Annotated in this window: 11 protein-coding genes; 8 read left to right on the plus strand and 3 right to left on the minus strand. The window is 55.3% G+C overall.

Translation table 11 applies throughout. From position 1 onward, the window contains the following. Nucleotides 1–44: 44 nt before the first annotated feature. Nucleotides 45–236, minus strand: a complete 192-nt coding sequence (locus AC6I8B_RS06195) for a hypothetical protein (protein ID WP_157351771.1) — start codon at nt 234–236, stop codon at nt 45–47. A gap of 253 nt (nt 237–489) precedes the next feature. On the opposite strand from AC6I8B_RS06195, the gene mntR reads away from it, so the two are divergent. The 7 genes from mntR to AC6I8B_RS06230 all read left to right on the plus strand — a co-directional run bounded on the left by mntR (nt 490) and on the right by AC6I8B_RS06230 (nt 9,508). After that, on the plus strand, nt 490–948 hold the full coding sequence (gene mntR / locus AC6I8B_RS06200; RefSeq protein ID WP_010254350.1) for a manganese-binding transcriptional regulator MntR: 459 nt from the start codon (nt 490–492) through the stop codon (nt 946–948). Between the two features lie 20 nt (nt 949–968). Continuing rightward, nucleotides 969–2,078 (plus strand): SLC13 family permease, encoded by a 1,110-nt coding sequence (locus AC6I8B_RS06205; RefSeq protein ID WP_022625975.1) that lies wholly within the window; start codon nt 969–971, stop codon nt 2,076–2,078. Between the two features lie 150 nt (nt 2,079–2,228). Next, on the plus strand, nt 2,229–3,374 hold the full coding sequence (locus AC6I8B_RS06210; RefSeq protein ID WP_010254357.1) for an HlyD family secretion protein: 1,146 nt from the start codon (nt 2,229–2,231) through the stop codon (nt 3,372–3,374). After that, nucleotides 3,371–4,939: a DHA2 family efflux MFS transporter permease subunit gene (locus AC6I8B_RS06215; RefSeq protein WP_010254360.1), complete on the plus strand. Its 1,569-nt coding sequence runs from the start codon at nt 3,371–3,373 to the stop codon at nt 4,937–4,939. Before AC6I8B_RS06210 ends, AC6I8B_RS06215 begins: the two co-directional genes overlap by 4 nt. A 1-nt stretch (nt 4,940) precedes the next feature. Continuing rightward, nucleotides 4,941–6,470, plus strand: a complete 1,530-nt coding sequence (locus AC6I8B_RS06220) for an efflux transporter outer membrane subunit (RefSeq protein WP_010254363.1) — start codon at nt 4,941–4,943, stop codon at nt 6,468–6,470. Between the two features lie 865 nt (nt 6,471–7,335). After that, on the plus strand, nt 7,336–7,737 hold the full coding sequence (locus AC6I8B_RS06225) for an H-NS family histone-like protein (protein WP_003850507.1): 402 nt from the start codon (nt 7,336–7,338) through the stop codon (nt 7,735–7,737). A 178-nt stretch (nt 7,738–7,915) separates the two neighbouring features. Then, nucleotides 7,916–9,508 carry an ABC-F family ATPase gene (locus AC6I8B_RS06230; protein WP_010254366.1) on the plus strand — a complete coding sequence of 531 codons (1,593 nt, stop codon included), beginning with the start codon at nt 7,916–7,918 and terminating at the stop codon, nt 9,506–9,508. Nucleotides 9,509–9,753: 245 nt separating this feature from the next. Here the strand turns inward: AC6I8B_RS06230 and moeB are convergent, their stop codons facing one another. Both moeB and moeA read right to left on the minus strand, forming a co-directional pair. Continuing rightward, nucleotides 9,754–10,512 carry a molybdopterin-synthase adenylyltransferase MoeB gene (gene moeB, locus AC6I8B_RS06235; protein WP_157351773.1) on the minus strand — a complete coding sequence of 253 codons (759 nt, stop codon included), beginning with the start codon at nt 10,510–10,512 and terminating at the stop codon, nt 9,754–9,756. Then, entirely contained in the window at nt 10,513–11,748 is a 1,236-nt protein-coding gene (gene moeA / locus AC6I8B_RS06240; protein WP_157351775.1) for a molybdopterin molybdotransferase MoeA, read from the minus strand. A 256-nt stretch (nt 11,749–12,004) separates the two neighbouring features. Here moeA and AC6I8B_RS06245 point away from each other — a divergent pair, with 256 nt between their 5' ends. Next, entirely contained in the window at nt 12,005–12,964 is a 960-nt protein-coding gene (locus tag AC6I8B_RS06245; RefSeq protein WP_033771238.1) for an isoaspartyl peptidase/L-asparaginase family protein, read from the plus strand. Nucleotides 12,965–12,971 lie beyond the last annotated feature (7 nt).

The raw sequence follows: 12,971 nt of genomic DNA on the forward strand, positions 1-12,971 counted from the left end.
AGAGTGCGCCTCTCAGCCAGCGGCTGAAAGGCATAGAATCAGGATTAGCCGCGCCAGATGAGATTCTCACAGCGACGATCGTCAGACTTATGGCCCAGCAGTTTTTCCAGCAACATCAGACGCAGTGTGAACGGTGAACGCGTCAGCAGGCACAGCCAGGATTTCATCTCCGTGGTTGTTTTCTTCTCAGTCTGGAAGCATTTACTGCAATCTAAGCAACATTTCAGGGTGCTCATAGAATCACCTCCCAATCATTGTCGACGCGGTAGTCAGCAGCCTGCGGTGAGAGGCGTCATCATCACCGGAGCAACAGAGGATCACCAGGGATCGCTCTTTTGCTGCTTACATTATCGTCAAATATAGCACTGGCTATATCCTTTAGCCAAGGCTAATGACGAAAAATTTGAGCTTCTTTGCGGCTGGTTTACAATGAGCGCAGCTAAATCCGTACAGCAGTGACAGTACGGGAAAAAATAATGAGGAAGCTGAATGAGTCGTCGTGCTAAAAGCGTGGTTTCTGCGCCAAAAGGACCACTGAAAGATATTGAAGAGCATGTCGAAGGTTTTCGGCAGGTGCGTGAAGCGCATCGTCGGGAATTAATTGATGACTACGTTGAGTTAATCTCTGATTTGATTGGTGAATTTGGCGAAGCGCGTCAGGTTGATATGGCGGCCCGCCTGGGCGTTTCACAACCGACCGTAGCGAAAATGCTGAAGCGGCTTGGCAGTGCCGGGCTGGTTGAACAGGTGCCTTACCGCGGTGTCTTTCTGACTGGTGAAGGAGAGAAACTGGCAGAGGAGAGTCGCGCCCGTCATCACATTGTTGAAAGTTTTCTGCTGGCGTTAGGCATCAGTCCCGAAACTGCCCGACGTGATTCAGAAGGTATTGAGCATCACGTCAGTGATGAAACGCTGGCCGTATTTAAGAAATTCTCCGAAACCCGCTAACGCTAAGGCGTACCTTCATCATGCCTCAACTGCTTCGATCTTTTTTGCATGACTCTGTTTTGCATTTATTAATCGTGATTGGTGTAGTTCTGGCATTTCTGGCGGATTTTCGCTGGGCCGATCTGCCCGGTGCCGTAGACTGGCATACCATTATTACGCTCACCGGGTTGTTGATCCTGACCAAAGGGCTGGAAACCAGTGGCTACTTTGACGTGCTGGGGGGACGACTGATTGCGCGTTTCCGGCACGAACGTGCGCTGGCGCTGTTTATGGTGCTGGCTGCCGCGTTGCTCTCTACGTTTCTGACCAATGATGTGGCGCTGTTTATTCTGGTGCCGCTGACGCTGACGCTGCGAAAGTTCTCTCACTTACCCATCTCGCGACTGATCATCTTCGAGGCGCTGGCGGTCAACGCCGGATCCCTGCTGACGCCGGTCGGCAACCCGCAAAACATTCTGCTGTGGAGCCACGGCAAACTAAGCGTTGTCGCGTTTATTGTGCAGATGCTGCCGCTGGCCGCCTGGCTGCTGCTTAGCCTGATGGTATTAACCTGGTTCAGCTTTTCAAAGCGGTCGATTGATAAGCATGACAACCCGGAACAGCCGCAGTGGCAGAAGCCGCTGTTTATTGTCAGCGTGGTGCTATACCTGCTGTTTATCGCCGGCCTGGAGCTGGAAATCACCGGCTGGGTCCTGCTGCTGATTCTTGCCACGTTCCTGGTGATGGCGCGTCCGGTGCTGCTGCGCATCGACTGGAGCCTGCTGGCGGTGTTTATCGCCATGTTTATTGACGTCTTCCTGATGACGCGTCTGCCGGTGATGCAGGCTCACTTTGATGCGGTTTCTCATTTCGGTCAGGGGCAGCTCTACCTGCTGGCGATTGGTCTGTCACAGGTGATCAGCAACGTTCCGGCGACGATTCTGCTGCTGCAAAAAGTCCCGCCTGGCGATGTGCTGGCCTGGGCGGTCAATATTGGCGGATTCGGCCTGCTGCCGGGTTCGCTCGCTAACCTTATTGCCCTGCGTATGGCGAAAGATCGGGCCGTCTGGTGGCATTTCCATCTCTTTTCTCTCCCTCTGCTTGCCTGGTCGATGGCCAGCGGCTGGCTGCTGTTGCGGCTGCTTAATTAGGCCCGACGCATCCTGCTACCCGCCACAGGTGGCAGGATGTGCGCCATTTCTCAAGTTTCGTAAAGTTGCGCTGGATTTTGTCAGTTTCCGATATAAGGTTAACAGGACCTTTATGCCCGGGAATTAGGGCCTTAGCCAGTGATGGGAACTATGAGCGAGAATAACCAACGCGATCCACACCAGCAGGACGCAGAGAATGCGACGGATAAAAACCGTCAGTCAGAGGAAAATCAGGACAACGACCAGCAGCCTGAGCGTAAACGCCCCGGTAAAAAGCCGCTGATTATTCTGGCGGTAGTGGTGGTGATTATGCTGATTGTCGGCTTCTGGTTCTGGTTCACTACCCGCAATATTGAAACCACCGACGACGCCTTTACCGAAGGCGATGCCGTTACCATTGCACCTAAAGCCTCCGGCTATGTCGTGAAGTTGCTGGTGAAAGATAACCAGCGGGTGAAGAAGGGCGATCTGCTGGTGGAGATCGATCCCAGCGACAATCGTGCCCAGCGTGAACAGGCTAATGCGCAGCTCGGTTTAGCTGTCGCACAGCTGCATCAGGCGCAGGCTCAACTTGCGCTGTCAAAGGTACAGTATCCGGCACAGCGCGATCAGGCGCTGGCGGATCAGGCGAAAGCCGAAGCGAATCTGCTTAATGCGCAGGCGGATTATCGTCGCCAGCGCGGCGTCGATCCGCGTGCGACCAGTCAGCGTAATATCGACAGCGCGTCCGCGCAGTTACGTTCGGCGCAGGCGCAGTTACAAAGCGCGAAAGCACAGGTTGAAGTGGCGTCACAGGTTGCTCTGCAGATTCGCCAGCAGGAGACCAATGTTGAAGCGCGTCAGCAACAGGTTGAGCAGGCGAAGGCGCAGTTAAGCACGGCCGATCTTAATCTCTCCTATACCCAGGTTCGCGCGCCCTATGACGGGTTTGTCACCAAGCGTAACGTTCAGCTGGGCACACTGGTGCAGGCGGGATCGTCGCTGTTTTCGCTGGTCTCGCCTGAGATCTGGGTCACCGCTAACTTCAAAGAGTCTCAGCTGCAACACATGAATCCTGGCGACAAAGTTGAAATCAGCGTCGATGCCTGGCCGGATATGAAGCTGGAAGGGCATGTCGATAGTATTCAGATGGGCTCTGGTTCACGCTTCTCGACTTTCCCGTCAGAAAACGCCACCGGTAACTATGTGAAAATCGTTCAGCGCGTGCCGGTGAAAATCGTCATCGACAAGGGCCTTGATCCGAACCATCCTCTGCCGCTGGGTCTCTCTGTTGAACCGAAGGTAACGGTGGAATGAGTACGGCGCAGAGCTGGAAACCCGCCAGTAATCCGTGGTTAGTGGCGATCACGGTCACGCTGGCGGTGTTTATGGAGATCCTCGACACCACCATTGTTAACGTGGCGCTGCCGCATATCGCCGGTTCGCTCTCCTCCAGTTACGATGAGTCAACCTGGGTGCTGACCTCTTATCTGGTGGCGAACGGCATTGTGCTGCCTATCTCTGCGTTCTTCAGCCGACTGTTTGGCCGTAAACAGTTTTTCCTGATCTGCATCGTGATGTTTACCATCTGCTCCTTCCTGTGCGGCATCGCTACCGAACTGTGGCAAATCATTCTGTTCCGCGTGCTGCAGGGCTTTTTTGGTGGCGGATTGCAGCCGGTTCAGCAGTCTGTGCTGCTGGACTACTTCAAGGCGGAAGATCGCGGCAAGGCATTTGGGCTCTCCTCTATCGCCATTATTGTCGCGCCGGTGATTGGTCCGACATTAGGTGGCTGGATTACCGACAACTACAGCTGGCGCTGGGTGTTCTTTATCAACATTCCGGTCGGCGTACTTACCGTGCTGGCGATCTATCAGCTGCTGGAAGATCCACCGTGGGAGCGTAAATGGGCCAAAGGTAAACTGAAGATCGACTATATCGGTATCAGCCTGATTACCTTAGGACTGGGTTGTCTGCAGGTGATGCTGGATCGCGGAGAGGATGAGGACTGGTTTGCCTCGCACTTTATTGTGCTGTTCGCCATTCTGGCGCTGATTGGCATCGTCGGCGCCATCTACTGGCTGATGTATGCCCGTAAGCCAGTGGTCGATATTCTGGTGATGAAAGACCGCAACTTCTGGGTCGCCGGGCTGTTGATGGCGGGGATGGCGATGATTCTGTATGGCAGTTCCGTAGTGCTGCCACAGCTGGCGCAGCAGGATCTGGGGTACACCGCCACCTGGTCAGGTCTGGTGCTGTCGCCTGGCGCGGTGCTGATTGTGCTGACCATACCGCTGGTGCTGAAACTGATGCCAATCGTTCAGACGCGCTACATCATTGCCTTTGGCTTTAGCTGTCTGGCCGTGGCGTTTCTCTACTCCGCTACCTTAACGCCCAACGTTGATTTCACCACTTTGGTGTTGATGCGTAGCGCACAGTCAATCGGGCTGGGTTTCCTGTTTGTCCCGCTGACGACTATCGCCTTTGTCACCATTCCGCAGCGGCTTAATGCTGACGCCTCGGCGCTGTTTACCATGTTCCGTAACGTTGCCGGATCGATTGGGATTTCACTCTCGACCGCTGCCATTACCGAGCGCGAACAGGTGCGGTCAGCGCACATGGTGCATAACATGACGCCGCTGAATGAGCCGTTCAACATTACGCTTCAGCACTGGGCGCAGGCGATACGCGACTTTACCTCGGCGGTAGGCGATCCCGTCACGCTGGCAACCGGTCAGCTCTATCAGGAGATGATTGCGCAGTCGCGTATCCTCGCTTACATCGATGTCTTCTCAGGCCTGAGTATTGTCGCCCTGATTTTGATTCCATTTTGTTGGCTGCTGTCGCCGATTAAGAGCGAAGGCAGTGCAGGAGCACACTAACATGAAGGTTTTTTATTCTCATCGCCTGAAACCCCTGAGTTTACTGCTGGCCCTCGGGCTGGCGGGCTGCGCCGTCGGACCTGACTATCAGGCGCCGAAACCTGCCGTGCCGGGTGGCTACAACACCCTGGATTCGCAGGAGGCGTCTAAGCCACAAAACGCCGCGATTAATTCACGCTGGTGGCGCAGCTTCAATGATCCGCAGCTCGACAGTCTGATTGAGCGCGCGATTGCGGGCAATCTGAGCCTGCAGCAGACGGTGCTGCGCATTGCCGGGGCACGTGAACAGCTGACGCAGGCGCAGGGCAGTCTGTTCCCCACCCTGGGCGGTTCAGCCAAAGTGACGCGTCAGCAGCTCGGGCTGGAAGGCTTGCTTAAATCCAATGGCGCAACCGATCAGCTCGACAGCAACGTGGCCAGCCAGCTCAATGGATTGACCCAGCCGGTTAACCTCTATCAGGGCAGCTTCGATGCCAGCTGGGAGCTGGACCTGTGGGGCAAAGTGCGCCGTCAGGTTGAGGCAGCTAATGCCCAGCAGCAGGCAGCGATAGAACAGCGCAACGATGCGCTGGTCTCACTGGAGGCCGAAGTGGCGCGTGCCTGGCTGCAACTGCGCGGCGCGCAGAGCACGATTCAGACGCTGCAACAGCAGATTGAGGTGGCGCAGCAGACGACCGAGCTGACCCAAAGCCAGCAGCGTAATGGCCTGGCCCCGCTGACCGATGTGGAAAATGCGCGTGCCCAGCTCAGCACGCTGCAGGCGCAGCTGCCGCAGTATCAGTCGCAGGCACGGCAGGCGATGAATGGGTTAGCGGTGCTGCTCGGCAAGACGCCGGGTGCGCTGGATGCTGAACTCAGTACGCCAAAAGCGTTACCCCCGCTGCCACAGTTTGTCCCGGTAGGCATTCCTTCTACGCTGGCACGTCGTCGTCCTGATATTCGTCAGGCTGAAGCGACGCTGCATGCACAAACCGCTGAGATTGGGGTTTCTGTCGCGCAGCTTTTCCCGAGCCTGTCACTGACCGGCCAGCTGGGCGTGCGCAACACCGATGTCAGCTATCTGGATAACTGGAGCAGCCATTTCTACAGTTATGGCCCGTCGTTATCGATTCCGATTTTCCAGGGCGGACAGCTGGTGTCGAGCGTGAAGTTAGCGCGGGCACAGCAGGCCAGTGCCGCGCTGGATTATCGCCAGACGGTGCTGACGGCGTTGCAGGATGTGGAGAATGCGCTGGTCAGCTATCGCGCCGATCAGCAGCGGGTCACCGCGCTGGATGAGACAACCGGTGCGCTTCAGCGCGCGTTTGATCTCGCCAGCGACAGTTATCGCCAGGGGCTCTCGACCTTCCTGGAGGTGCTGGATGCGCAGCGTCAGCTGGCTCAGGCAGAGGAGCAGGCGACACAGGCGCGGATGCAGAGTGCACTCGATTTAGTGGCGCTCTATAAAGCACTGGGCGGCGGCTGGGAGACTTACCAGAACGTGGATATGCCGCAATATCCGGTATTTGGCCCGGCCACGCAGGCGAATTAGTCATCCGGCGGTAGCTGCCTCTGCGCAGTTACCGCTTTATCTCTCCTCCGGCAGCGTTAAACCGATGCTGCCTGTCTCTCCATGCTGTTCATCATGATCTAACCCGTTGATAAAGAGAGCTTCTCAGCATCACTGGAACGGGCGCAGCCAGCAGAAAATAAAACAGTGGTAATCGCAGGGTTATTATCAGCGCCTCCGGCGAGCGATTAATTTTATGTTGCAGGCACTTTCCGGATTCAGGTTTTTGAGCTCTGTCACCTTTCTCAGTTTATTTCTTTGGCGTTTTTTTAAGGCAACTTTCGACTGAACGAGTGAGGGCGCGTGAGGCTATTCAGTCAGCCTGAGCCGGGCGGAACTGTTATTGCGCAGCTAAGCGATCTGCGAATAATCCGACTCTGCTATAAATCGCAGCGGCAAAAATGGTTAACAGGTGGCAAAGTGCATAATTAAAAAAGCCACCAGAGCGTTAATTCTTTTGCGCTATTTAACGGTGCCGGGGGTGGCTTTTTAAGCATAATCTGTAAGCTGGTGTGACTGGGGTCACGGGCAGGCACATTTTTAATCTGTTATCTCCGGCCCGTAAGCGTAAATAATGAGGCTGCATGGCCCGCATTTAGTTGATAGCGTTAACTGCCTTCTGCCGGGATAATCTGCCTGAAATCGTTTTCAACTCCTGAGTAAAAGTGCCATTTGTTGTTAATTCAGCGTTAATAAAAGGTCAGGCACGCCCGATTTTAATAGCTCTGTTTCGGCCGAATTAATACTTAGGAATTATCTGTAGCGTAAAAATAATTTATTTTTTTATTTGAATTAGGTAGTCTTGGCGCTACAGTTTTATTAACCCCCCTTAATCAAGGACATTGTGATGAGTGACGCATTTAAGGTACTGAACAATATTCGCACATTACGTGCCCAGGCTCGTGAACTGCCACTGACCGATCTTGAAGAGATCCTGGAAAAATTAACGGTTGTTGTTACTGAGCGCCGTGAAGAAGCAGAAGCGGAAGAGACGCAGAATCGCGAAAAAGAAGAAAAGCTTTCTAAATATCGCGAAATGCTGCTGGCTGACGGTATCGATCCTAATGAATTATTAGGTGCACTGGAAAGCGGGAAAAAACGTACCAAGCGTGCGCCGCGTCCGGCTAAATATTCTTACACCGACGAAAATGGTGAGCAGAAATCCTGGACTGGCCAGGGCCGTACCCCGGCAGCGATTAAAAAAGCGCTGGATTCCGGTAAAAGCCTGGACAGTTTCCTGATCGATTGATCGACACAATCCTTGTAAGTGGGAGCCGGGGGGCCATTATGGCCTTCCGGCTTTTTTATTTCTGCCGGGATATCAATCACCCCGCAAGGAATCCACGGCTGACGCTGGCGTGCGCTGCGTCACATCTGGCATAATAGCCGCCGTTTTTTCATCCATTCTCTTCACAAAGGTCAATGCCGTGTTAGTTAGCAGCAATATCACCATGCAGTTTGGCAGCAAGCCACTGTTCGAAAATATCTCCGTTAAATTTGGCGGCGGTAATCGTTACGGTTTAATCGGTGCGAACGGCAGCGGAAAATCCACCTTCATGAAGATTTTGGGTGGCGATCTGGTGCCTTCAGGCGGCAATGTTTCTTACGATCCCAACGAGCGCATCGGTAAGTTGCGTCAGGATCAGTTCGCCTTTGAACAATTTAGCGTGCTGGACACCGTTATCATGGGTCACCATGAGTTATGGGAAGTGAAGCAGGAGCGCGACCGTATTTATTCTTTGCCAGAAATGAGCGAAGAAGAGGGGTATAAAGTCGGCGATCTTGAGGCACTTTACGGTGAGATGGACGGCTATAGCGCGGAGTCTCGTGCCGGTGAGTTATTACTCGGCGTCGGCATTCCGGTTGAGCAGCATTATGGCCCGATGAGCGAAATTGCGCCGGGCTTTAAATTACGTGTGCTGCTGGCGCAGGCGCTGTTTTCTAATCCTGATATTCTGTTACTCGATGAACCGACGAACAACCTGGACATCGATACTATTCGCTGGCTGGAGCAGGTGCTGAACGAGCGTGACAGCACCATGATTATCATTTCGCATGACCGTCACTTCCTTAATATGGTCTGTACGCACATGGCTGATTTGGATTATGGCGAGCTGCGGGTTTATTCCGGTAATTATGACGAATATATGACCGCGGCGACCCAGGCGCGTGAACGTCTGTTATCCGATAACGCCAAGAAAAAAGCGCAGATTGCTGACTTACAATCGTTCGTCAGTCGTTTTAGCGCCAACGCCTCTAAATCGCGTCAGGCGACATCACGCGCTAAGCAGATGGATAAAATTAAACTGGATGAAGTGAAAGCCTCCAGCCGCCAGAACCCGTTTATCCGCTTTGAGCAGGACAAGAAGTTGTTCCGTAATGCGCTGGAAGTGGAAGGTTTGACCAAAGGATTTGATAACGGTCCGCTGTTTAAGAATTTAAATCTGCTGCTGGAAGTGGGTGAGAAGCTGGCGGTGATCGGTGCCAACGGTATCGGTAAATCAACACTGTTAAAATCGCTGGTGGGTCAGCTGACGCCAGATAACGGCAGCGTTAAATGGTCAGAGAATGCGCGTATTGGTTATTACGCTCAGGATCACGCCGATGATTTTGCCAATGACCTGACGGTATTTGACTGGATGAGTCAGTGGAAACAGCCTGGCGATGATGAGCAGACCATTCGCGGTATTCTGGGTCGCCTGCTGTTTTCGCAGGATGATATTAAGAAGCCGGCCAAAGTGCTTTCCGGTGGAGAGAAGGGTCGTATGCTGTTCGGTAAGCTGATGATGGAAAAACCGAACATTCTGATTATGGATGAGCCGACCAACCACCTTGATATGGAGTCGATTGAATCGCTCAATATGGCGCTGGAGATGTATGAAGGCACGCTGGTGTTTGTTTCACACGACCGTGAATTTGTCAGCTCGCTGGCAACCCGCGTGATAGAGCTGAAAGCAGATCGCGTGGTGGACTTCACCGGTAATTACGAAGATTACCTGCGGAGTCAGGGTATCGTCTGATTGAAACGGGGGTGGCGCAGGTCACCCCGTTTTTTTTGTGCTGATGATTGGTTTTGTTATTTTTGATGCTGTTGGGTCTGTTGATTGAGCACGGGCTTCAGGGAGCATACGCCTTTCGCAAAGACGCAAAAGCGCCATCCATGGCGGCTCAGCGCGGGCCATCCGTGGCCCGCGATGCTTTGCTACAGGCGTATGCTCCCTTCGCTTTAAGTTTTGAGCTGTCAGTGAACGTATACCCGCTGACGTTAAGCCCCGTCTCCACACACTTCACAATGCGCATCCTGCGCCACCTTCATGCTGCGGAACTCCGCGCTCATCGCATCGTACATCAGCAACCGGCTGGTGGCGGGCGTGCCAAATGCCGTCAGCACTTTAATCGCTTCCATCGCCTGCATCGCACCAATCACGCCAACCAGCGGAGCCATGACGCCCGCTTCCACGCAACTCAGGGTTTGTTCCCCAAACAGGCGGCTGATGCAACGATAGCAGGGTGTGCCGGGCTGCCAGTTGAATACACTGATCTGACCTTCCATCCGAATCGCGGCGCCGGAGACCAGTGGCACCCGCTGCTGACGGCAGAGCTGGTTAAGCTGCTCACGCACCGCAACGTTGTCGGTGCAGTCCAGCACCACCTGCTGCCGGGCGATCAGCGCCAGCAGCGCTGCATCGTCCAGCTGTCCATTAACAGGATGCAGCTGGCAGTGCGGATTGATGGCGGCCAGGCTTTGTGCGGCGGAGTCCACTTTGGCATGACCAATATCAGCATCATGATGCAGGATCTGCCGTTGCAGGTTGGAGTGCGATACGGTATCGAAGTCGAGCAGCGTCAGGCTGCCGACACCGGCAGCCGCCAGATAGGGCGCAGCGGCGCAGCCGAGTCCGCCCAGCCCCACGACCAGCGCATGACTCGCTTTCAGCCGCTCCTGACCGTCGAAATCAAAGCCGCGCAATACAATCTGCCGGTTGTAGCGCAGCATCTCCTCATCGCTTAATTCAGGCAGCATTTACGCCTCCAGCAGGGCGTTGAACGGTTCCACCTCGACCCATTCGCCCGGTTCAACATTGCCGCGATCCCGTTCCAGCACAATAAAACAGTTTGCCTGGGCGAAGGAGCTGAAGACGTGTGAACCCTGCATCCCGGTGGTTTCCACCTCCAGTTCACCCTGTGCGTTCTGTCGCAGGATGCCGCGCTGGAAATCGAGCCGGCCTGGTGACTTTTTAAGCCGCGAGGCGCAGCGCACTTTCTGACGTGGCGGCAATGCTGATTTTTGCTGGCCGGTGAGGGTGGCAAGCAGCGGCTGAACGAGCTGATAAAAGGTCACGGCGGCGGAGACCGGATTACCAGGCAGGCCGCAGAACCAGCTGCTGTTGAGGCGGCCAAAGGCAAATGGTTTGCCAGGCTTGATCGCCAGCTTCCAGAAGCTGATGGCGCCAAGCTCTTCCAGCATCGTTTTGGTGAAGTCCGCTTCGCCCACCGAGACGCCGCCGGTAGTAATCACGACATCCGCCTGCCGATCGGCCTCGGTGAAAGCAGCACGCAGTGCGGCCGGGTCATCTTTGATGATGCCAAGGTCGATGACTTCGCAACCCAGCTTATGCAGCATCAGCGATACCGCAAAGCGATTGGTGTCGTAGATCTGGCCTTCGGCCAGCGGCTCGCCTACCGGCTGGAGTTCATCACCGGTGGAGAAGATAGCGACCCGCAGTTTTCGCAGCACGCTGACCTGTGCGATACCCAGTGAGGCGAGCAGTGGCAGCTCCGCCGCGCCCAGACGCGCTCCCGCTTCCAGCACCACGGTGCCTGGCTGAATGTCATCGCCGATGAGACGAATGTTCTGTCCGGGACGGACCGGCGCGGTGATCATAATCGCATCACCCTGTGTTTCGGTCTGCTCCTGCATCACTACTGCTTCACAGCCTGCGGGCACCGGCGCACCGGTCATGATGCGAATCACGCTGCCCTGCGGCCACTCACCGTTAAACGGTGCGCCGGCAAAGGCTTTACCCGCCACTGGCAGCGGCTGACCGCTGCTGGCGTCTGCCAGCCTGACGGCGTAGCCATCCATCGCAGAGTTATCAAATGGCGGCACGGCAATCGGTGAGGTCACCGCTTTGGCGGTGATACGCCCGACCGCTTCGGCCAGCGGCACGCTAAGAGAGTCGGTGACGGGCGTCAGCTGTGACAGCATTTTTTGTTGTGCCTCCTCAAGGGAGATCAAGCCTGCAGTAAAACTTTCCATGGATATTCCAGCCTGGTTATCTCAGATGCTGCCTATTATGGTGGGAATTAGCCGCTGAGTCACATCGGTGTCGGCCTGACTTGCCTGTTGTTGTGGCCAAAGTGAAATATGGCGGTAAGAAAAGGTTATAACCACAGGAACAGTTTCCGCTTTACAACACTTAGCAGGCTTTCTATAGTCAAAAATCACCAAAAATGGGTGAAAACCATTTTAAATCAGTGTTTTTCGTCCTGATGCAACCACAGGGTAGATCGTTATGGTCAATGCAGTGATCGCCATTCATGGAGGCGCCGGTGCCATTACGCGCTCAGCAATGAGCGCCGAAAAAGAGCAACTCTATCGTCAGGCGCTACACGATATTGTCACTCAGGGCCAGCAGATACTGGCTCAGGGCGGCAGCGCACTCGATGCGGTGACCGAAGCGGTGCGGCTGCTGGAAGAGTGCCCGCTGTTTAACGCCGGTAAAGGTGCGGTCTTCACCCATCAGGGCACACATGAACTCGATGCCTGCATCATGGATGGCCGCACCCTGGGTGCAGGGGCGGTCGCGGGCGTAACGCGGGTACGGAATCCGGTGCTGGCGGCACGTGCCGTGCTGGAACATAGCGAGCATGTCCTGTTTATCGGCGAGGGCGCAGAGCAGTTTGCTAAAGCGCACGGGCTGGAAACGGTCACGCCTGATTACTTCTCGACCCCGGAACGCTGGGAGCAGTTGCAGCGCGCGCTGAACAGCGATACGGCAGTGCTGGACCATGATGGAGCCGCGCACAGCGATGACCCGCTCGACCCGGACCGTAAGTTTGGTACGGTGGGGGCCGTCGCGCTGGATCTTGAGGGCAACCTCGCGGCCGCCACGTCAACGGGCGGTATGACCAACAAGCAGGCCGGGCGGGTCGGCGACTCGCCGCTGCCGGGCGCAGGCTGCTACGCCAGCAACGACAGCGTGGCGGTCTCCTGTACCGGCACCGGTGAAGTCTTTATGCGGACGCTGGCGGCCTACGATGTGGCAGCGCAGATGCGCTACGCCGGGCGCTCACTGCAGCAGGCCACGGTTAATGTTATTCATGACAGTGTGCTGGAGCTGGGCGGCAGCGGGGGGCTGATTGCCGTCGACCGCGCAGGCAACGTAGCGCTGCCTTTCAACAGCGAAGGGATGTATCGCGGTGTGGCGCGGGTTGGCGAAGTGGCAGACGTCGCTATCTATCGCGAAAGTTAAGGAGCAG

The organism is Pantoea sp. X-Soil-ISGK-285 (genome assembly GCF_059730815.1).